Below are 21,258 nucleotides of genomic sequence, written 5' to 3' on the forward strand. Positions count from 1 at the left end.
CTCATCCCCCAAGCAGAACGGACAGGACAGATGAACTGGTCATTCCAACTCTACAGCGCCCGAAATTTCCAACCATGGGACGGCGTGCTGAAGATGCTCGGCGAGCTCGGCTACAAGGAAGTCGAAGGCTTCGGCGGCGTTTATGACGATCCCAAGGCTTTCCGCGCCGAGCTCGACAAAAACGGGCTCGCCATGCCGACCGGGCATTTCTCGATCGATGCGCTGGAAAAGGACTTCGACGACGTGCGCAGAACAGCCGATGCGCTCGGCATCTCGCTCTTGATCTGCCCCTATCTCATGCCCGATGCGCGGCCCGGCGATACTGCCGGCTGGCGCGGCTTCGGCGAGCGGCTCGCCAAGGTCGGCGAGACCGCGAAGAAAGGCGGCTACGGCTTTGCCTGGCACAACCACGATTTCGAGTTCAAGGCGCTCGCCGACGGTTCGCTGCCGCAGGACCATATCTTGTCCGCGGCGCCCGACATCGGCTGGGAGATGGACGTCGCCTGGGTGGTGCGCGGCGGCGCCGATCCGCTGCCCTGGATCGAGAGGCACGGCAGTCGCATCAATGCCGTCCACGTCAAGGACATGGCCAAGCCAGGCGAGGGGCTCGACGAGGACGGCTGGTCGGATGTCGGTCACGGCACCATCGACTGGGCCGGCCTGATCAAGACGTTGCGCGCCAGAAGCGCGGCGAAGTATTTCGTCATGGAGCAGGACAACCCCAACGACATCGAGCGCTTCGCCCGTCGCTCGATCGAATCCGTCAAGAATTACTAGGACATACCATCATGGCAAACAAACTTGGCGTAGGCGTCATCGGCTGCGGCAACATCTCGAAGGCGTATTTCTCGCTGGCGCCGCTGTTTCGCGGCATCAAGATGCGCGCCTGCGCGGACATCAACATGGACGCGGCGAAGATGCGGGCGAAGGAGTTCAAGCTCCGCGCCGAGACGGTCAACGACCTTCTCAAGGACGACGAGATCGACATCGTCGTCAACCTCACCGTTCCGGCCGTGCATTATGAAGTGTCGAAGGCGGTGCTCGAGGCCGGCAAGCACGTCTATTCGGAAAAGCCTTTCGTGCTGTCGATCGAGGAAGGGCTCGACCTCAAGAAACGCGCCGAGAAGAAGGGGCTGCGCATCGGTTCGGCGCCGGACACGTTCTTCGGCGGCGCGCATCAGCTGGCGCGCGAGCTGATCGACAGCGGCAAGCTCGGCAGGATCACCAGCGGCACCTGCCATGTGATGGGCCATGGCATGGAGCACTGGCACCCCAATCCAGATTTCTTCTTTCAGCCGGGCGCCGGCCCGGTGCTCGATATCGGTCCGTACTACGTCACCAACCTGATCCAGCTGATCGGACCGGTGAAGCAGGTTGCGGCCTTCGCGGCGACGCCAGCCAAGGAGCGAACGATCAGCTCAAAGCCCCGTGCGGGCGAAAAAATCCCGGTCAACACGCCGACCACCATCCACGCGCTGCTGGAGTTCGCGAACGGCGCCGTGGTGACGCTCAACACCAGCTGGGACGTCTGGAGCCATGGCCACGCGCCGATGGAGCTCTATGGCGAGGCGGGCACCGTCTTCGTGCCCGATCCGAACTTCTTCGGTGGCGAGGTTCGCTTCACCGATGCGACCAAGCCGGTGAAGAAGCTGCCCAAGTGGGATCATCCGTTCGGCGTGCCCAACGAGATGCACAGCCAGGGCATGATGGCCAACTATCGCACCGCAGGCCTTGCCGACATGGCGATCGCCATCGCCGAAGGGCGGCCGCATCGCTGCTCGATGGAGCTGGCGCTGCACGCCGTCGATGTCATGACCGGCATCCTGCGCTCCGGCGAAAGCGGCAAGTTCGTCACCATGCAGACGACTTGCGAGCGACCGGCAGCGCTCGGCATCAAGGATGCCAAGGCGCTGCTGGCGAAGAAAAAGTAGGTGGCGACCCCTCTCCCCGTTTCGGCGGGGAGAGGGTAAGGATGGAGGGGCAAGCATCGATTCAAGTAATGTAACGGCGATCCCCGCGCCGCTTCGATCCCGAGGATTCCCCATGCCCTATGTCGCCGCCGAGAACCGCTACGAGAAAATGATCTACAACCGTTGCGGACGGTCCGGCCTCAAGCTGCCGGCCATCTCGCTCGGGCTGTGGCACAATTTCGGCAACGACACGCCGCACAGGACCAAGCAGGCGATCGTGCGCAAGGCCTTCGACCTCGGCATCACGCATTTCGACCTCGCCAACAATTACGGCCCGCCACCCGGCTCGGCCGAGACCGCGTTCGGCGAGATCCTGCGTACCGATTTCGCCGCCTATCGCGACGAGCTGATCATCTCGACCAAGGCGGGCTACGGGATGTGGGAAGGTCCCTACGGTGAATGGGGCAGCCGCAAATATATGCTGGCGAGCCTCGACCAGAGCCTGAAGCGGATGGGGCTCGACTATGTCGACATCTTTTATTCCCATCGCTTCGATCCCGAGACGCCGCTGGAAGAGACGATGGGTGCGCTCGACCATGCGGTGCGCTCGGGCAAGGCGCTCTATGCCGGCATCTCCTCCTACAATTCGCAGCGCACGCGCGAGGCGGCCGACATTCTGCGCCAGCTAGGCACCCCTTGCCTCATCCACCAGCCGAGCTATTCGATGCTCAACCGGTGGGTCGAGGAGGACGGGCTGCTCGACACGCTGGAGGGGCTGGGCATCGGCTCGATCGTGTTCTCGCCGCTGGCGCAAGGCATGCTGACCGACAAATATCTCGGCGGCATTCCCGAGGGCAGCCGCGCATCCCAGGGCAAGTCGCTGAGGCCCGCCTTCATCAACGACCAGTCGATCGCCAACATCAAGGCGCTCAACGCCATCGCCGGCCGGCGCGGTCAAACGCTGGCGCAGATGGCGCTGGCCTGGGTGCTGCGCAAAGGCAGGGTGACGACGGCGCTGATCGGTGCCAGCCGGCCGGAGCAGGTCGAGGATTGCGTCGGCGCGCTCAAGACGCTCGAGTTCAGCGATGCCGAGCTCGCCGAGATCGACACTTACGCCCGTGAGGCCGACATCAACCTGTGGGCGGCTTCCGCCGAGCGCAGGGGGCCGCCGCGCAAGTAGTGGCTGCGCCAGGCAAGCCAACTGCGGAAACAGTGGCAAAAATGCGCATTCGTCGCTATCTCATGAGCGGAGAGCGTTTCATGTGCGCAATCGGCACGCGAAACGACGCGACGACCGGACGGACAAGATGACGGCAAGGGATGCGCTGACCAAGAACCAGCTGTGCGTGCTCGAGAAACTCGAGGCCGCCAGCGGGCCGCTCAGCGCCTATATGCTGCTCGACCAGCTGCGCGAGCGCGGCTTCCGGGCGCCGTTGCAGGTCTATCGCGCTTTAGACACGCTGGTGAAGTCAGGCTTCGTGCACCGGCTCGAAAGCCTCAACTCCTTCGTCGCCTGCGCCGAGCCGCACGACCACAGCCACTCGATGACGGCCTTCGCGATCTGCGACAGTTGCGGCCAGGTGACCGAGATGTCCGACCATGATGTCGACCATCGCCTGGACGAGTGGGTGCGCTCGACGGGTTTTGCCGCCAAGAAGGCGGTGATCGAGTTTCGCGGCCTGTGCGCGAAGTGCAGAGCTGAAGCAGCTTAGCCCCTGGAGTCGTCATCCTAGGGTGTAGCAGTCGCGAAGCGACGTCGCGGAAACCCTAGGATCCATTCCGTTACCTTGGCCGTAGAGTGCAGCGGAGCAGAATTCTGAACCGTTGCAACGCCTTAGCGTCACGGCATGGATCCTCGGGTCTGCGCGCGTCGCTTCGCTCCTTGCTCCGCCCCTGGATGACGAACGAATCTGAGGCGTTAATGCGCCTCGTCCCAATTATCCGCGGCCCGCGCATCGACATGCAGCGGCACCGACATCGATACCGCCGGCATCGGCGCGTTCTCCATCACGCGACGCACCACGGGAATCGTCGCCTCGACCTCCGCTTCCACCGTCTCGAAGATCAGCTCGTCATGCACCTGCAGCAGCATGCGGGCCGACAGCTTCGCCTTCTCCAGCGCTTCTTCCATATGCACCATGGCGCGGCGGATGATGTCGGCGGCGGTGCCCTGGAGCCTGGCGTTGATCGAGGCGCGTTCGTTGAAGGCGCGGACCGACGGGTTGGAGGACCTTATCTCCGGATAGTGGATGCGGCGGCCGAAGATGGTTTCGACGAAGCCGTATTCGCGGGCATAGGCCTTGGTTTCCTCGATATAGTCGCGGATACCCGGGAAGCGCTCGAAATAGCGCTTGATGTAGGCGCTTGCCTCCTCGCGCGGGATCGACAGCTGGTTGGCGAGGCCGAAGGCCGAGATGCCGTAGATGATGCCGAAATTGATCGCCTTGGCACGCCGGCGCACTTCCGAAGGCATGCCCTCGACCGGCACGTTGAACATTTCCGACGCGGTGATGGCGTGGATGTCGGCGCCGTCGGCGAAGGCCTGCTTGAGCTGCGGGATCTCGGCGACATGCGCCAGCACGCGCAATTCGATCTGGCTGTAGTCGGCCGAGACCAGCTTGTGGCCCTTCTCGGCGATGAAGGCAGTCCTGATCTTGCGGCCTTCCGCAGTGCGCACCGGGATGTTCTGCAGATTGGGATCGGAGGAAGACAGGCGTCCTGTCGTGGTCGCCGCCAGCGCATACGAGGTGTGTACGCGATTGGTGCCGGGATTGATGAAGCCCGGCAGCGCATCGGTATAGGTCGATTTCAGCTTGGTGAGCTGGCGCCAGTCGACGATCTTGCGCGGCAGCTCATGGCCTTCGGCGGCAAGGTCTTCCAGAAGCTGCGCCGAGGTCGACCACTGACCGGTCCTGGTCTTAGAGCCGCCGGGCAGGCCCATCTTGCCGAACAATATGTCGCCGAGCTGCTTGGGCGAGCCGATGTTGATGCGCTCGCCGACGATCCCGTATATCTCCTCCTCGACGCGGGCGGCACCCTGCGCCAGCTCGCCCGACAGCCTGGACAGGATCTGCCGGTCGATCGAAATGCCGCGCTGCTCCATGCGGGCGAGCACGGGCACCAGCGGGCGCTCCAGCCGTTCATAGACGGAGACGAGGCCCTTGGCGGCGAGCCGGGGCTTCAGCAACTGCCAGAGTCGCAGCGCCAGATCGGCCTGCTCGCCGGCATAGGCGGTGGCCCGGCCGATGTCGACCTGGCCGAAGCCGACGGCGCTCTTTCCCGAGCCGGCAAGCTCTTTCTTCGAGGCCGGTGCATGGCCGAGCCACTTCTCCGACAGCGAGGCGAGGTCGTGGCCGCCGGAGGTGCCGGCATCGAGCACATAGGAGACCAGCATGGTGTCGTCGAACGGCCCAACCTCGATGCCGTGCCGGCTCATCACGACGATGTCGTATTTCATGTCCTGCACGATCTTGAGGACCGACCTGTCCTCCAGCAGCGGCTTGAGCAGCGCCAGCGCTTCTCGGACCGGGATCTGGTCGGCCAGCAGGCCGCCGCCGAGCAGGTCGCCACTGCCGTTCATGTGGGCGATCGGCACATAGACGGCGCGGCCCGGCGCAACCGCCATGGAGAGGCCGATCAGCTCGGCCTGCATCGGGTCGGACGAGGTGGTCTCGGCGTCGAAGGCCAGAATGCCGGCCTCTTTCGCCTCGGCGATCCAGGATTTGAGCGTGGCCGTATCGCGAATGGCCGTATAGGCCGAAGGGTCGATCTTGCGCGCCGTCGCCTGTTCCAGCCGCAGCGCCGAGAGCAGGGAAGGGGTATCCCCCTGCGGCGGAGCGTCTTCCGCCCTTACTGGCGCGGCAGGCTTCGCGGCGCCGTTCGGCGTCGCCATGGCCGGCCTTGGGGCCGGCGGCGCGCCGGCGCCGACATCGGGGCCGTGCGCGGTATCGGCGCGCTCGATGGTGACGGGCGCCGCCTGCACGTCGCCGATATCGGTTCCGGTTGCTTCCGCGACGCGGCGGGTCAGCGTGGTGAATTCCATGGTCTTCAGGAAGCCGATCAGTTTCGGGCCGTCCGCCGCATGCAGGATGAGATCGTCCAGCCCTTCCTTCAGCGGCACGTCGTTCTTCAGCGTCACCAGCTCGCGCGAGATGCGCGCCTTGTCGGCATTGGCGATGATGGTTTCGCGCCGCTTGTCCTGCTTGATTTCGCCGGCGCGGGCCAAAAGCCCATCGAGGTCGCCGAATTGCTCCAGAAGCTGTGCCGCGGTCTTCGGTCCGATGCCCGGCACGCCCGGCACATTGTCGATCGAGTCGCCGGTCAGCGCCTGCAAGTCGATCATCTTTTCCGGCGGCACGCCCCATTTCTCGATCACTTCGGGGATGCTGATCCGGCGATCCTTCATGGGATCGTACATACGGACCGTCGGGCCGACGAGCTGCATCAGGTCCTTGTCGGAAGAGACGATGGTGGTGTCGGCGCCAACTTCACAGGCGAGCCGGCAATAGGTGGCGATGATGTCGTCGGCCTCGAAGCCTTCCATCTCGATGCAGGGCAGATTGAAGGCCACGGTCGCCTGACGGATCAGGCCGAATTGCGGGATGAGGTCTTCCGGCGGCGCCGAGCGGTTGGCCTTGTATTCGGGATAGAGATCGCTGCGGAAGGTTTTCGAGGAATAGTCGAAGATGACGGCGAAATGCGTCGGCGCAATGCCCACACTGGTGTTGCGGGCGTCCTGCATCAGCTTCCACACCATGTTGCAGAAGCCGAGCACGGCACTGGTCGGCAGGCCGTCGGATTTGCGGTTGAGCGGCGGCAGCGCGTGGTAGGCGCGGAAAATGTAGCCGGAGCCGTCGACAAGAAAGAGATGATCGCCTTTTTTCATGCCGGCAGGGATAGCGCGGCAGGGCGTCGCGGTCCATGCCAAAGGCTGCGCAACCCACGGGTTCCGGCAACGCCCCTGACAGATACTGTCCGTCAAAGCGCATCGGGCCGACAGGGAATCGGGTGACGCGCCTTCAGCCTATGCTTTGATGCATGCCGGGTCCCAAAACCGCCGCGCATTTCGTGCGACGTGCATAAGAATCCGGCCGCTCACGGCTATGTTACAAAAGTGTAATTTTCGTGCCCTTGAATCGCCATGTTCACGGACCCAAATAGCTGTCATCGGCAGTTTTCGCCGAAGTCCGGAGTAAGGCCCGTCCCCCGCCTATCCCGGGCAAACTGCGGCAGCCTATCCCCCCTCTCCGGGCTGCCGCAACGTTTCGAGTAAAGACCGCCGTGGTTCCCCCTCCACCACGGCGGTTCTTTTTTGCCCTGCAGCCTGCGTGTTACCGAAACCAGAGCCCTTGGTCCAACGATCACGGCTTTGCGTTTTCGGCTCGCCCCTTTAGGGTCGGGGCCAGAATCGAAAGGCTGAAGAAATGTCCAGAATCTCCCCTGTCCTCGACCGTCTCGACCAGAATCTCGACCAGAGCCTGGAGCGGCTTTTCGGCCTGCTCGGCATCAAGTCGATCTCCACCGATCCCGCCTATGCCGCCGACTGCCGCAAGGGTGCCGAATGGCTGGTCGCCGAGCTCAAGCTGATCGGCTTCGACGCCAGCGTGCGCGACACGCCCGGACACCCGATGGTGGTGGCGCATCACGAAGGGCCGGCCGGCGCGCCACACGTGCTGTTCTACGGTCATTACGACGTGCAGCCGGTCGATCCGATCGAGCTCTGGGAAACCGATCCGTTCGCACCGTCGATCAAGGAGGTCGAGCCCGGCCGCAAGGTGATCACTGGGCGCGGCTCGGCCGACGACAAGGGGCAGTTGATGACCTTCGTCGAGGCCTGCCGCGCCTGGAAGCAGGTACACGGCAACCTGCCGTGCCGCGTCACCATCCTGTTCGAGGGCGAGGAAGAATCCGGCTCGCCGTCGCTGAAGCCGTTCCTCGAGGCGAACGCAGCCGAGCTGAAAGCGGATTTCGCTTTGGTCTGCGACACCAGCATGTGGAACCGCGAGACGCCTTCGATCTGCGTTTCGCTGCGCGGCATGGTCGGCGAGGAGGTCATCGTCAAGGCCGCCAGCCGCGACCTGCATTCAGGCCTCTATGGCGGCCCGGCCGCCAATCCGATCCGGATCCTGGCCAGGATACTCGCCGACGTCCATGACAAGGATGGCCATGTCACCATCCCGGGCTTCTATGAAGGTGTCGAGGAGACGCCTAGCCAAGTGCTGAAGTCGTGGGAGGGGCTCGGCGAAACGGCCGAGACCTTCCTCGGACCGGTCGGGCTTTCCATTCCCGCCGGCGAAAAGGGCCGCTCCCTGCTCGAGCTCACCTGGGCGCGGCCGACGGCCGAATTCAACGGCATCATCGGCGGCTACACCGGCAAGGGCTTCAAGACGGTGATCGCGGCGGAAGCATCGGCGAAAGTGTCGTTCCGCCTCGTGCACAAGCAGGATCCGAAGAAGATCCGCGACGCCTTCCAGGCGTTCGTTCGCGAGCGCATTCCGGGCGACTGTTCGGTCGAGTTCCATCCGCATGGCGGCTCGCCGGCGATCCAGCTTTCCTACGACTCGCCTTTCCTGGCCAAGGCCAAGGATGCGCTGTCCGACGAATGGGAAAAGCAGGCCGTCACCACCGGCGGCGGCGGCTCCATTCCCGTGGTCGGCGATTTCCAGACCTATCTCGGCATGGAATCGCTGCTGGTCGGCTTCGGCCTCGATGACGACCGCATCCATTCGCCCAACGAGAAGTACGAGCTCACCTCCTTCCACAAGGGGCAGCGTTCCTGGGCGCGCATCCTCGACGCGCTGACCCGCTGACCCGAAATCAACCGAAGGTGTGAAAATCAACTTTCTGTTGATTTTTCTCCGGATCGCGGCGAGGACGGATTACCAGCGCAACGCGCTGCCGCATGCTTGCGCATCCCAAGCGATGCGCGGCATTGCGGCCGCGATCCGGAGAAGAGAATGACCGACATCCGTTTCCACAAGAACGATCTGCCGGACCTGTCCCGCTACAATGTCGCGGCGGTGGCCATCGACACGGAAACGCTGGGGCTCAACCCGCATCGCGACCGGCTCTGCGTGGTGCAGATCTCGCCCGGCGACGGCAGTGCCGACGTCATCCAGATCGCGCCGGGCCAGAGGAAGGCGCCGAACCTGGTCACGCTGCTCAGGAACCGCGCCGTCACCAAGCTGTTCCACTACGGCCGTTTCGACATTGCCGTGCTCTACCACGCCTTCGGCGCGATGGCCGAGCCGGTGTTCTGCACCAAGATCGCCTCGCGGCTGACCCGCACCTATACCGACCGCCACGGGTTGAAGGACATCTGCAGCGAACTGCTCGGCATCGGCCTGTCCAAGGCGCAGCAGTCGTCGGACTGGGCGGCCGAAACGCTCTCGCCCGAGCAGCTCGAATATGCCGCATCCGACGTGCTCTACCTGCACCGACTGCGCGAGGTGCTGGCCATGCGGCTGGCGCGCGAGGGCCGCAGCAAGGAGGCCGACGCCTGCTTTCGTTTCCTGCCGACGCGCGCCAAGCTCGACCTGATGGGCTGGGCGGAGGAAGACATCTTCGCGCATAGCTGACGGAACCCGGCGCGTCGAGCGACGTTCCTGCCGGTCCATTGTCGGAATGAGATGGGAGGGAATGAAATGGCAGAGCGCAAACCGATAGCGAGCGCGCCGAAGGACGGCTCCAAGGTCACCGTCATGTGGAAAGACGGCGACGGCGTGATCAACGAGTCCGTCGGCCAGTATCGCGACGGCGGCTGGTGGGTCTACACCGACAGCGACACCCAGAAAAAGGTCGATCCGACGAGCTGGCGGCCTGCATCGGGCGATGATGAAGACGACTGAAAGCGCGTCGCTATGAGCCGGATTGAGGCGACGCGCTTTTAGCCTTTTTTACGCATGTCGTTTTCCCGAAACCGCTGCTCACTTTTGGGCGGCATGCGTTGGTAGCGCCGTCGCTGGCGCCGACAAGGACTTTCGCATAGCTTGAAGTCGTTGATCTCGAAGGCGATTCGGAGCCTCGCTCCGCTCTCGCCGCTTGCCTGGAGGGAACCTGGATGGGTATCGAAAGTCTCCTTGTCTTCATCATCGTTGGCGCCATCGCCGGCTGGCTCGCCGGCCTTATCGTCAAGGGTTTCGGCTTCGGGCTGATCGGCAATATCGTCGTCGGCATCGTTGGCGCCTTGATCGCCGGATGGATTTTCCCCCGGCTGGGCTTCACCATAGGCGGCGGCATTCTCGCCGCGATCATCCATTCCACCATCGGCGCGGTGATCCTTCTGGTGCTGATCAAACTGGTGAAGCAGGCTTGATGTTCCGCATAGGCATCAAGGGCGCGCCATGAAGCAGAACATGCTCTATCTGATCATCGGCGCGCTGCTGGTCGTGATCATCGCGCTCGGCATCTATATCTACCGTGAGCAAACCCGGCCGAAGGGCGTGGAGCTCAAGATCGACGACAAGGGCATCTCGATCCAACAGAATTGAGTCGGGTCGCGTCCGCATCTCGCGGCTTGACCGGCCTGATCCGGATAACGGCTCCCATCAATCTTGCGGGAGCGGGCGGCAAACAAGATGACGTCCGGGCGGTTCGGCGATATCATTCCGGACATGGGGAGTTTGGGGCCGACCAACCTAGCCACTAGGAGGTTGCCATGAGGCACCAAACACTGGACCAGCTGCACGCCGTTGCCGAGGTCCGCACCGCCAAACCCGTCATGAGCCGAACCCAGCGCCTCGAGCGTTGGGCGGAGCTTCTCGAACGTGAGCCCAGCCGGCTCCTGACCGCGCTTACCGGCACCGAGTACCACGCCCCGGCGGAACGCAATGTCATGCGCGGCGACGGCTCGCCGATATCGGTGGCCCTGGAAGACCCGGTTTTGCACGATGAAGGTTTGAAGGGCGACAGCTATGGAGAGGCGAAGCGTTTCTTCCAGCTGACCGATTATCAGCTGCACGAGATCGTCTGCTACTGCCATGTCGGCGACGTGATGCAGGCATCGAGAGCGGCGCTGTCGGTCCGCGCCGTGCTCGACTAGTCCACGGCCGACTTGCCCGCCGGATGCAGTCCGGCAAGGAGCGCGGTCGAATCCTCACGCCGATCGCGCTCCGACAAGGCTCAAAACGCATGCAGTCTTGCCCAGGCCGTCCAGTCACGGTGACCGGAAGCTTCGCCCCACGGAACCGGACCGGATTGGGCGCTTGCCAAGCATTTGATTCTCAATCGCTTGATTCTCAATCGCTTCGATTTTTCCCCACTTAACGCGCCTTTAAACCGCCGCATCTACTCTGCAACTCGAGCGCCATCGGCACCGGGGGCAGCAAGCACAGCGCATGGCGAACCGCAGAGACAGTCGCATCGAACCGAGCTTCGAGGGGGCGCCGCGCGCGAAATCCTCCGATGGCTTTTCGGTCAGCGAGGAGGATCGCGTCGTGCCGGCAAATCGCAAATCCGCAGCAAAGCGCAAATCCGCCAGGTCGAAATCGCGCGGCCGTGGCCGCGATCGCAACCGGCGCGGGCTGTTTTCCATCTTCGGCCGTCTGCTCTACTGGTGCTTCGTGCTCTGCATCTGGGGCGGCATCGCGGCGGCCGGCATCGTCGTCTATTACGGCGCCAAGATGCCGGCGGCGACGACCTGGTCCATTCCCGACCGCGCGCCCAACATCAAGATCGTCTCGGTCGACGGCGGGCTGATCGCCAATCGCGGCATGTCGGGCGGCGAGGCCGTCGGCCTCAATGAAATGTCGCCCTACATCCCCGAGGCGGTCGTCGCTATCGAGGACCGTCGCTTCTATTCGCATTTCGGCATCGATCCGATCGGGCTGTCGCGCGCCATGGTCACCAATGTGCTCGGCGGGCATTTCTCGCAGGGCGGCTCGACGCTGACGCAACAGCTCGCCAAGAACCTGTTCCTGACGCCGGACCGCACGCTGGAGCGCAAGGTGCAGGAGGTGCTCCTGGCGCTCTGGCTGGAGCACAAGCACAGCAAGGACCAGATCCTCGAAATGTACCTCAATCGGGTCTATTTCGGTTCCGGCGCCTATGGCGTGGAGGCGGCCTCGCGGCGCTATTTCGGCAAGAGCGCGCGCGATGTCTCGCTGTCGGAGGCGGCACTTCTCGCCGGCCTGCTCAAGGCGCCGTCGCGGCTATCGCCGGCGCGCGACCCGAAGGCGGCGGAAGAGCGCGCGCAGCTCGTGCTCGCCGCCATGCGCGAGGAAGGCAAGATCAGCGACAAGGAATACAAGGTAGCGCTAAGCGCGCCGGCGACGCGCGCGCCGTCCTACTGGACCGGCTCGGAGAATTATGTCGCCGACACGGTCATGGAAGAGCTTCCGGACCTGATCGGCGACGTGCGCGGCGACATCGTCATCGACACCACCGTCGACTTGACCTTGCAGAAGCTTGCCGAACAGTCGATCCGCCGGCTGATCGACGAGAGCGGCAAGAAGCTCAACGTCACGCAAGGAGCGCTGGTGTCGATCGACGACTCCGGCGCCGTGCGCGCCATGGTCGGCGGCTACGACTATTCGACCAGCCAGTTCGACCGCGCCTCGGAAGCGCGCCGCCAGCCGGGCTCGGCCTTCAAGCCTTTCGTCTACATGGCGGCATTGGAAGCCGGCCGCACGCCGGACAGCGTGCGCAACGACGCGCCGATCAAAATCGGCAAATGGACGCCCGACAATTACGGGGGCAAATATTACGGCAAGGTGACGCTGGCCACCGCGCTCGCCAAGTCGCTCAACTCGGTGGCGGCGCAGCTCACCATGGAAGTCGGACCCGACGCGGTGGTCGAGGCGGCGCACCGCATGGGCATCCAGTCCGATCTGCAGTCGAACACCTCGATCGCGCTCGGCACCTCGGAAGTGACGCCGCTGGAATTGACCGCCGCCTACGTGCCTTTCGCCAATGGCGGCTACAAGCCGGACATCCATTTCATCCGCCGCGTCACCACGGCCGGCGGCAAGGTGCTCTACGAGAACAATGGCGGCAGCGCGCCGCGAGTCCTCAAGGCCGAGATCGTCGGCATGATGAATTCGATGATGACCGGCACGGTCGAGGTCGGCACCGCCAAGAAGGCGGCCTTCAACTGGCCCTCCGCCGGCAAGACGGGCACCAGCCAGAATTCACGCGACGCCTGGTTCGTCGGCTACACCGCCAACCTGACCACGGGCGTCTGGTTCGGCAATGACGACGGCAGCCCGATGAAGAAGGTGACCGGCGGCGCCTTGCCGGCGCAGGCCTGGCACGAGTTCATGGTCGCCGCGCATGAAGGCGTGCCTGTGCGGCCGCTGCCCGGCACCTGGAAATCGACGCCGTCCGATACGGTCGTGCCGGACGAGATACCCTCGGCTGACGCGTCGCAGCCGCCGCCGACACCGCCGGCAGCCGTAGGCCAGTCGGCGCCCGTCGCCCAGGCGCCCGCGCGCCAGGCGCGTCCGGCCCAGACGGTCGATGCCGACGGCTTCGGCATGCCGAGCGACAGCGGATCGACCGCTTCGATCAAGCATCCCGTGCCGCCCGGCGACGTCGGCGGCCCCACCAAGAAGCGCCAGACCTCGATCCTCGACATATTGAGCGGGGGTTAGACAATGGCAGGCGAACCGGCTGAGTCGACTGATGGGAAAGAATACAAGCGTCTAAGCACGTGGCAGTGGCTCTTGCTGGCCGGGATGACGGTCAGTGTGGTGGCCATTCGACACCTGCCATATCTCTATTACCCCGATCCTCGATACCTCGATCAGGAAAGAGTCGGGGCGATATACGGCTCCGTCATCCTGGGGTTTCTATTGCCTTATGGGTTGGCCTGGGGCATTGCACGCGTAGCCAGACGGTCGCGGGGAACTTTTCTAGCGGTGCTCTGGACGTTGTCGGGTCTGGTTTTTCTTCTCAATCTCGGCCTGCGCGCGGCGTGCCCGACTTGCTATTGAATGGCAATTGCTGGCCGATCTTGCGATCTCCTAGCGGCCTCTCGCCATTGTAACCATATTCGGCTAGATCACGCGCCGGAGACCGCGACATGGCCGAAATCGACAGCAGAAAAACCATCGTGCTCACCGGCGCCAGCCGCGGCATCGGCCATGCGACGGTGAAACGCTTTTCACGCGAGGGCTGGCGCGTCATCACCTGCTCGCGCCAGGCCTTCGCCGAGGATTGTCCATGGCCGGCCGGACCCGAGGACCACATCAAGGTCGATCTCGCCGACCAGGAGGATGTCGGCATCGCCATTTCGGAGATCCGGCACCGGCTGGAGGCGCATGGCGGGCAATTGCATGCGCTGGTCAACAATGCCGGCATCTCGCCGAAGCTGAAGGACGGCGGCCGGATGAACTCGATCGAGACGCCGATGCATGTCTGGCGCGACGTGTTCCAGGTCAACTTCTTCGCGCCGATCATGCTGGCCAGGGGCCTGTTCAAGGAGCTGGCCACGGCCAAGGGTTCGATCGTCAACGTCACCTCGATCGCCGGCACGCGGGTGCATCCATTCGCCGGCACGGCCTATGCGACGTCGAAAGCGGCGCTCGGCTCGCTGACGCGCGAGATGGCGCACGACTTCGGCCCGCACGGCATCCGCGTCAACGCGATCGCGCCGGGCGAGATCGACACCGCGATCCTGTCGCCCGGCACCGACAGAATAGTCGAGACGATCCCGATGCGCCGCCTCGGCGCCACATCGGAAGTGGCCGATATCATCTTCTTCCTGTGCTCGGGCCAGGCGTCCTACGTGACCGGCTCGGAGATCCACATCAACGGCGGCCAGCACGTGTGACCGACGGACTTCAGGCAAGGACTGCTCATCCGGTCATGGTGAGAACGGCCTTGCCGCTGAAGCTGCGCTGTCGCAGCGCGTCGAGCGCTTGCCCGATCTCGGTCCACGGCACAGTCAAGGCCACGCGGGTTTCCAGCCGGCCGGCCGCGACCAAGCCAAGCAGCCAGGCGATGTCGGCGCCAATGCCTGAACCGGACGTGTAATAAGCGAAAGTCTGAAGCCTGGCCCCCTCGTGGCCCGGAACGAACTGGCGGAAGCCGACCGGCGTGAGCTCGCCGCTGCTCGAACCGAACATGACGATGGTCCCGCCAGGCGCGACGCGTTCGATCGCGTGCGCGAGGCTTTTGCCGCCGACCGACTCGGTGATCAGCGAAAACGGTCCCGCGGCCAGCTCGATCGACTCGACGACTTGCTCGGCTCCCAAGCCACGCAGATCCTCGTCATACCGGGAAGTGGCGACCGCGGTCACGCGCGCGCCCTGCTCGCGGGCGATCTGGATCTGGAAACGGCCGACCGCGCCGCTTGCACCGGTGATCAGGACCTGCTGGCCGGCGAGGTCGCCGCCATGGTGCAAAGTCCGTAGCGCCGTCGTCCCCGCCACCGGAAGCGTGGCTGCGCACGCGAAGCTGACACCATCCGGCAGGACGGCGAGGCGGTCGGTTGGAACGGCGACGCGTTCGGCCCAGCCTGCCTCGTCGACCAAAGCCGTAACCCGGGTGCCGACGGCTGGCCCGGAGCCATCGGCCGCAGCGCGCTCGACAATCCCGACGATATCCTGGCCAGGTATCCAGCCGTCGGGGCGTATGGCGAGCAGGCGCAGTTCGCCACGGTTCAACGATGTTGCATGAACGCTCACCAATGCTTCATGCGCATTGCAGTTTGGCTCGTCGGTCTCGGTGAGTTTCAGCCGGTTGGGGCTGTCTGAAGAGATAGCAAGGGCAAGCATGGGCCACCGTTGGAATTGGAGATTTTGGGTCGCGGCGATATGGGCTCGAGCCTATCGACTTTCGTGACTGAAAAATTTAGATATAGAGCCAAATGATCGCTAAAAACATTCAATGAGGCGGCCGCTCCGCTGGCCCAGGCCGGACTTCGATGTCGACGACGTGCTCGCGCCGGCGATTGCCGTCCGCGTCGATGTGACCGAGACTCGGGCCGAAGTGCCCCAGCACTGGCACCGCAAAGGGCAACTCGTCTTCGCGCTCGGTGGCGGCGTCACGTGCCGCGTTCCGAGCGGCTTGTGGATGGTGCCGCCGCATTGCGGCGTGTGGATTCCGAGCGGCATGAAGCACAGCAATATCGCAACCGCCAATGCCCGGATTTTCTTCGTCTATATCGAGCCCGGAGCCGCCGACCTGCCGGACCGGTGCTGCACGCTGTCGATCTCGCCGCTGCTGCGCGAACTGATCGTCGAACTGTCGGACTGTTCGCCGGACGATGCAAGATGCGGTTTCCTGGGAGAGATTTTGCTGGCCGAGCTGCCACGCATGCCCGTGCAGCAATTGCACTTGCCGATCTCGGCCGAACCGCGGCTGCGGCGGATCGCCGAAATGTTGGCGAACGATCCCGCCGACCGCAGCACGCTGGCGCAATGGGCCGGTCGCGTCGCGCTCAGCGAGAGCAGTCTCGCGCGTCTGGTGGTGAAGGAGACAGGGCTGACCTTCGGGCGCTGGCGCCAGCAATTGCATTTGATCGTCGCAATCCGGGAGCTGGCTTCCGGCGCCAGCGTGCAGCAGGTGTCAGGCGACCTCGGCTATGAATCGGTCACTGCCTTCATCACCATGTTCAAGAAGGCGCTCGGCAAGCCGCCGGCGAAATATCTCGGCGACATCGCTCAAAATGGCGGGTCCGCATACGTCGCCTGATAGGCATCAGGCCGGCTGTGGTTTGATCTCCATGGCGGACCCAGCCGGATCGGTCGCTTTGGCCGTCACCACCTCGACGATGCCGCGCGCGATCTCGCGTTCGCCCATGATCACCGTGTCGGCGCCGAGCCCTTTCAGGTGCTCGACCTCGGCATCGGAATGGGCACGGGCAATGATGTTGATCGCCGGATTGGCGGCGCGGGCCCGAAGCACGACCTGCCCGGCCTCGAAGGCATTCGGGATGGCAAGGATCAGCCGCTTGGCGCCCTCCGGATTGGCGGCGGAAAAGACCTCCGCATTGGCGGCATTGCCGGCCACCGTCTCGATGCCGTCGGCCTTCAGCTTCGCCAGCGTCTTGTCGGCATCCTCGATGACTAGGAAGGGCAGGGCTGCCTCTTTCAGCGCGGCCCCAACAAGGCTGCCGACGCGGCCATAGCCGATCAGGATGGAATGGCCGGTCAGCGTCGACTTGGGCGGCGGGCCGTCCTCTTTCTCTGAAGTCGCCGGCGCCGAAGCCACCTGACCCGGCTCCGTCGCCGGGCCGATCGGCCCTCCCTCCGGCGTGGCCGCGCCGGCGCGCCTTTCCAGCCATGGCTGCATCCGGTCGACGACGAGGAACATCAGCGGATTGAGCAAGATCGACAGGATGGCGCCGGCAAGGATCAGGTCGCGCCCCTGCTCGGGCAACAGCTTCAGCCCGACGCCGAGCTCGGCCAGGACGAAGGAGAATTCGCCGATCTGGGCGAGGCTGGCCGAAATCATCAGCGCGGTGGCGATCGGATAGCGGAAGGCGATGACGATAACGAAGGCGGCGAGCGACTTGCCGATGACGATGATGGCAAGGGTGGCAAGTATGGGAAGGCCGTTGCTGACCAGGCTCAACGGGTCGAACAGCATGCCGACCGAGACGAAGAACAGCACCGAGAACGCGTCGCGCAGCGGCAATGATTCTTCCGCCGCGCGGTGGCTGAGCTCGGACTCGCTCATGATCATGCCGGCGAAGAAGGCGCCGAGTGCCAGCGAGACGCCGAACAGTTTCGCCGCGCCGAAGGCGACGCCGAGCGCGATGGCGAGCACCGCGAGCCGGAACAGCTCGCGCGAGCCGGTATGGGCGACATAGTGCAGGATCCAGGGGATGACCCTGCGGCCGACGACAAGCATGACGACGACGAAGGCGGCGACCTTGGCGAGCGTCACGCCGACCACGCCCCAGATGCCGTAGCTGGCAGGCAGCGACAGCGGGCTCGAGTGGTCGTCCACCTGCGGCTGGCCGCCGAGCACGCCGGCCAGCGCCGGCAGCAGCACCAGCGCCAGCACCATGGCCAGATCCTCGACGATCAGCCAGCCGACGGCGATGCGGCCGCGCTCGGTCTCGATCAGTCGCCGTTCCTGCATGGCGCGCAGCAGCACCACGGTCGAGGCGACGGATAGAGCGAGGCCGAAGACCAGGCCGGCACCCAGGGACCAGCCGAGCAGCCAGGCGAGGCCGGCGCCGAGCAGCGTGGCAAAGCCGATCTGCACGACAGCGCCGGGCACGGCGATTGCGCGGACCGACAAAAGGTCCTTCAGCGAGAAATGCAGGCCGACGCCGAACATCAGGAGGATGACGCCGATCTCGGCGAGCTCGTTGGCGAGGCTGGCGTCGGCGACGAAGCCCGGCGTGTTCGGGCCGACCAGGACGCCGGCTACCAGATAGCCGACCAGCGGCGGGATGCGGAAACGGTTGGCCAACGCTCCGAAGACGAAAGCAAGCCCCAAACCGGCGACGATGGTGGCGATAAGGGGCGTGTCATGCGGCATTGTCTATGGAGCGCCTTTCGGAAATTTACGATGTCGGATAAGCGCCGCCCGAGGCCGTCGCCCTTCGCAATATGCTGGAGAGCGCGGCGATGATGCAACCATGGCCGGGCAGAAATCGGCGCCGGGGCCGGTTCCGAAAAAAGAAAGGCACTCGGCCGCTGTCGGCAGACCGCGGCATCAAGCGCTCGATGTCCTCTGGCCATGCGGCGTTTTCAGGCCGCCAGGAGCAGACCCTCTATCTCGAAGATGGTGTGGTTGGTCAGCGTCTTGGGGATTTCGGCCTGAACTTTTTCGCAGACTTCCTTGTGCAGCTTCTGCCGCATTTCGCCCAGCACCCGCGGCGGCGCAATCAGCACGATCTCTTCGAACTGACCCCGGTGTGCAAGCTTGTAGAGCCGGTCGGCAATATCGTCAGCAAAACGTTCCTTTCCCAAGCGATGCCAGTCGGTTTCTTCGATCGCGCTGCGAGGTCCTTCGGCGTATCGGCCCGGTCTGTCGGTGCCTTGCTCACGAGTGGCAGGATTTTCCTGCTCCATCTCCTGCACGACTTGCAGGTTCGGATATTTGGTGTCGCCCTCGTTGCGCAGGAAAAGCGCCTTCTCGCCGTCAGCCACGATGACCCAAAGACCGTGTTTCAGCCTGATGCTCATGGCGCTCACTCCTTTTCGGTTTTCAGATATGTCGGTCATGCTCAAATGCGGCCTGTCGGCGGGGTAGGGTCGCTAGCCAAACGTGCCGCCGAGCGTGATTGTTCCAGCCAGGACGACGCCCGCGATCATCTCTTTGCAAAGTGCACCAACCGGTCGCCGGTGAGGGGTACGGCTTTAATCTACTAACTTAGTAGAAATTAGAAAAAAACGTTTTGCCGCGCTGAGGGGACGGCGCTAAAAATCATGCTGGATCAATGGCCGCAAGCGGGGTGCCTGGACACCTCAAGCTCCGGCGTAGAATTTTTTTCTCCTGCCTTTCGCGGCTGCGAAAAAGCGATTGCCTGCCATCACGGGATGCGCGAGTGCTTGCCTTCTGGTTTTTGCCGCGCCCGCATAAAACTGCCAGACTGTTCTCTTAATCGTTGTCGCCATGTCGCCAGCCAATGCCAAGCTCAACGCCTTCCCCGTCTTCCTGCGGGTCGACGGCGAAGCCGTGGCCATCGTCGGCAACGGCGAGGGGGCGCTTGCCAAGGCCAGGCTGCTCGCGCAGTCGAGCGCGGCGCTGCGCATCATCGCGGACGATGCCGATCCCGAACTTCTGAATTTCATCGCAACAGCCGGCGCCGTTCATGTCGATGCCGCCTATGACGCTGCCCAGCTCGAAGGCGCGGCCATGGTGTTTGCCGCCAGCGGTGACGAGGCGCTCGACCGCCGGGTCGCCGAAGATGCGCGCCGGCTGGGCATCCCGGTCAACGCCGTGGACCGGCCGGAACTCTGCGATTTCTTTACGCCGGCGCTGGTCAACCGGGCGCCGGTTGCGATCGCCATCGGCACCGAGGGCGCCGGCCCGGTGCTCGCGCAGCTGCTGCGCGTGCGCATCGACCGCATGCTGTCGCCGTCGCTCGGCCGGCTGGCTGCCTTGGCGGCTTCGTTCCGTGCCGCCGCCGAGCGGCTGCCGAAAGGCAATCGCCGCCGCCGCTTCTGGAGCGACTTCTTCGCCGGCGCTCCTGCCAAGGCTGTCGAGGCCGGAGAATTCGCCAGGGCGCATGATGCGGCGCTCGACCTTCTGGCTTCGAACGAGTTGACGGCGGGCCATATTGCGCTGGTCGGCGCGGGTCCGGGCGCGGAGGATCTCTTGACGCTGCGTGCCCACCGCCTGCTCATGGAAGCGGACGCGATCGTCTATGACGCGCTGGTGCCGGAGGCGATCGTCGCCATGGGCCGCCGCGACGCCGAGCGGCTGCCCGTCGGCAAGCGCAAGGGCTGCCATTCCAAGAGCCAGGAAGAGATCAATGCTCTGCTCATCGAGCTTGGCCGCGCCGGCAAGCGCGTGGTGCGGCTGAAGTCCGGCGATCCGCTGGTGTTCGGCCGGGCGGGCGAGGAGATGGCGGCGCTGCGCGGAGCCGGCATCGCCTATGAGGTGGTTCCCGGCGTCACCGCCGCCTTCGCCGCCGCAGCCGATTTCGAACTGCCGCTGACGCTGCGCGGCGTGACCTCCTCGATGGTGTTCACCACCGGACACGACCTCAAGGGCAATTCGCTGCCCGACTGGGCCAAGCTCGCCATCTCCGGCGCCACCGTTGCCGTCTATATGGGCCGCTCGGTCGCTGCCGAAGTTGCTGGACGTCTGATCGAAGCGGGACTGTCGCCGGACACTGCCGTCGCTGTCGTCGAGAATGCAAGCCTTGGCAATCGCCGCCGCTTCCACGGCACGCTGGCCGACCTGCCGTCGCTCGAAGCGCGCGCCGATCTCACCGGTCCGGTCATGACGATTATCGGCGACGCGGTCGCCGGCGCCAATTTCGAACGATCCGAACCGCTCGCGACACACAAGCGCGAAGACACAGGGCACCAAGACACAGGGCGCGAAGACACAGGGCATGAAGAGGCCGCCGACAGTACGGTGGCCGAAGGAGTACGGCAATGAAGGTTCTGACCGCGAACAGGCTCTCCGACGGCATAGCGGTCTGGTACGCCGATGGCGGCTGGGCGGAGACAGTCGGCCATGCCGACATCGCCCACGACAAGGTGGCTGAGGACAGGCTGGAGGCGATCGGCGCCGCGGCGGCCGCCAACAACGAAGTGGTCGACGTCAACATCATCGACGTCACCGTGGTCAATGGATTGGTCGAGCCGGTGCGGCTGCGCGAGAAGATCCGCGCCGCTGGTCCAACCATCCGCACCGATATCGGCAAGCAGGCGTCCCCGGCACCGGCCCGGGCGGCATAAGTTTCAAGGAAAGAGCGGGCGGACGCGCCCCGGAA

At 64.4% G+C, this 21,258-nt stretch carries 19 protein-coding genes; 15 read left to right on the forward strand and 4 right to left on the reverse strand.

Annotated features, from left to right (window positions below; all coding sequences use genetic code 11):
- Positions 1-30: 30 nt before the first annotated feature.
- The 4 genes from QAZ22_RS10275 to QAZ22_RS10290 all read left to right on the forward strand — a co-directional run bounded on the left by QAZ22_RS10275 (position 31) and on the right by QAZ22_RS10290 (position 3,622).
- Positions 31-777: a sugar phosphate isomerase/epimerase gene (locus tag QAZ22_RS10275; RefSeq protein WP_278206642.1), complete on the forward strand. Its 747-nt coding sequence runs from the start codon at positions 31-33 to the stop codon at positions 775-777.
- An 11-nt stretch (positions 778-788) separates the two neighbouring features.
- Positions 789-1,931 carry a Gfo/Idh/MocA family oxidoreductase gene (locus tag QAZ22_RS10280; protein WP_278206643.1) on the forward strand — a complete coding sequence of 381 codons (1,143 nt, stop codon included), beginning with the start codon at positions 789-791 and terminating at the stop codon, positions 1,929-1,931.
- Between the two features lie 112 nt (positions 1,932-2,043).
- A complete protein-coding gene (gene mgrA / locus QAZ22_RS10285) occupies positions 2,044-3,090 on the forward strand; it encodes an L-glyceraldehyde 3-phosphate reductase (protein WP_278206644.1) in 1,047 nt (348 codons plus the stop codon).
- A gap of 127 nt (positions 3,091-3,217) precedes the next feature.
- Complete coding sequence (locus tag QAZ22_RS10290) at positions 3,218-3,622, forward strand: Fur family transcriptional regulator (RefSeq protein ID WP_278206646.1); 405 nt, start codon at positions 3,218-3,220, stop codon at positions 3,620-3,622.
- A 206-nt stretch (positions 3,623-3,828) separates the two neighbouring features.
- Here QAZ22_RS10290 and polA read toward each other — a convergent pair whose 3' ends face one another.
- Positions 3,829-6,795, reverse strand: a complete 2,967-nt coding sequence (gene polA, locus QAZ22_RS10295) for a DNA polymerase I (RefSeq protein WP_278206647.1) — start codon at positions 6,793-6,795, stop codon at positions 3,829-3,831.
- Positions 6,796-7,333: 538 nt separating this feature from the next.
- Between polA and QAZ22_RS10300 the strand changes: the two genes are divergently transcribed.
- The 8 genes from QAZ22_RS10300 (at position 7,334) to QAZ22_RS10335 (ending at position 14,679) form a co-directional block, all read left to right on the forward strand.
- Positions 7,334-8,719 carry a M20/M25/M40 family metallo-hydrolase gene (locus tag QAZ22_RS10300; RefSeq protein WP_278206649.1) on the forward strand — a complete coding sequence of 462 codons (1,386 nt, stop codon included), beginning with the start codon at positions 7,334-7,336 and terminating at the stop codon, positions 8,717-8,719.
- A gap of 147 nt (positions 8,720-8,866) precedes the next feature.
- Complete coding sequence (locus QAZ22_RS10305) at positions 8,867-9,487, forward strand: ribonuclease D (RefSeq protein ID WP_278206650.1); 621 nt, start codon at positions 8,867-8,869, stop codon at positions 9,485-9,487.
- 66 nt (positions 9,488-9,553) lie between these two features.
- Positions 9,554-9,757, forward strand: a complete 204-nt coding sequence (locus QAZ22_RS10310; RefSeq protein ID WP_278206651.1) for a hypothetical protein — start codon at positions 9,554-9,556, stop codon at positions 9,755-9,757.
- 212 nt (positions 9,758-9,969) lie between these two features.
- A complete protein-coding gene (locus QAZ22_RS10315; protein WP_278206652.1) occupies positions 9,970-10,224 on the forward strand; it encodes a GlsB/YeaQ/YmgE family stress response membrane protein in 255 nt (84 codons plus the stop codon).
- A gap of 28 nt (positions 10,225-10,252) precedes the next feature.
- Positions 10,253-10,399, forward strand: coding sequence for a hypothetical protein (locus QAZ22_RS10320; protein WP_278073827.1), 147 nt, complete (start codon positions 10,253-10,255; stop codon positions 10,397-10,399).
- A 167-nt stretch (positions 10,400-10,566) separates the two neighbouring features.
- Positions 10,567-10,950 (forward strand): hypothetical protein, encoded by a 384-nt coding sequence (locus QAZ22_RS10325; RefSeq protein ID WP_278206654.1) that lies wholly within the window; start codon positions 10,567-10,569, stop codon positions 10,948-10,950.
- A 295-nt stretch (positions 10,951-11,245) separates the two neighbouring features.
- Positions 11,246-13,498: a transglycosylase domain-containing protein gene (locus QAZ22_RS10330; protein ID WP_278206655.1), complete on the forward strand. Its 2,253-nt coding sequence runs from the start codon at positions 11,246-11,248 to the stop codon at positions 13,496-13,498.
- Between the two features lie 431 nt (positions 13,499-13,929).
- Positions 13,930-14,679, forward strand: coding sequence for an SDR family oxidoreductase (locus QAZ22_RS10335; RefSeq protein WP_278206656.1), 750 nt, complete (start codon positions 13,930-13,932; stop codon positions 14,677-14,679).
- A gap of 25 nt (positions 14,680-14,704) precedes the next feature.
- Here the strand turns inward: QAZ22_RS10335 and QAZ22_RS10340 are convergent, their stop codons facing one another.
- Positions 14,705-15,625 carry a zinc-binding dehydrogenase gene (locus QAZ22_RS10340; RefSeq protein ID WP_278206658.1) on the reverse strand — a complete coding sequence of 307 codons (921 nt, stop codon included), beginning with the start codon at positions 15,623-15,625 and terminating at the stop codon, positions 14,705-14,707.
- A 112-nt stretch (positions 15,626-15,737) separates the two neighbouring features.
- Here QAZ22_RS10340 and QAZ22_RS10345 point away from each other — a divergent pair, with 112 nt between their 5' ends.
- The gene (locus QAZ22_RS10345) at positions 15,738-16,544 is read left to right on the forward strand and encodes a helix-turn-helix transcriptional regulator (RefSeq protein WP_278206659.1); all 807 of its coding nucleotides are present in this window, start codon (positions 15,738-15,740) and stop codon (positions 16,542-16,544) included.
- Between the two features lie 6 nt (positions 16,545-16,550).
- Here QAZ22_RS10345 and ybaL read toward each other — a convergent pair whose 3' ends face one another.
- Positions 16,551-18,344 carry a YbaL family putative K(+) efflux transporter gene (gene ybaL, locus QAZ22_RS10350; protein WP_278206661.1) on the reverse strand — a complete coding sequence of 598 codons (1,794 nt, stop codon included), beginning with the start codon at positions 18,342-18,344 and terminating at the stop codon, positions 16,551-16,553.
- A 212-nt stretch (positions 18,345-18,556) separates the two neighbouring features.
- Positions 18,557-18,994 carry a host attachment family protein gene (locus QAZ22_RS10355; RefSeq protein WP_278206662.1) on the reverse strand — a complete coding sequence of 146 codons (438 nt, stop codon included), beginning with the start codon at positions 18,992-18,994 and terminating at the stop codon, positions 18,557-18,559.
- A gap of 430 nt (positions 18,995-19,424) precedes the next feature.
- Here QAZ22_RS10355 and cysG point away from each other — a divergent pair, with 430 nt between their 5' ends.
- Together cysG and QAZ22_RS10365 are read left to right on the forward strand one after the other, a co-directional pair.
- On the forward strand, positions 19,425-20,921 hold the full coding sequence (gene cysG / locus QAZ22_RS10360) for a siroheme synthase CysG (RefSeq protein WP_278206663.1): 1,497 nt from the start codon (positions 19,425-19,427) through the stop codon (positions 20,919-20,921).
- A complete protein-coding gene (locus QAZ22_RS10365; protein WP_278206664.1) occupies positions 20,918-21,223 on the forward strand; it encodes a DUF2849 domain-containing protein in 306 nt (101 codons plus the stop codon). The genes cysG and QAZ22_RS10365 overlap by 4 nt, the downstream gene beginning before the upstream one ends.
- Positions 21,224-21,258 lie beyond the last annotated feature (35 nt).

It is taken from the genome of Mesorhizobium sp. WSM4906, from assembly GCF_029674625.1.
Lineage (GTDB): Bacteria > Pseudomonadota > Alphaproteobacteria > Rhizobiales > Rhizobiaceae > Mesorhizobium.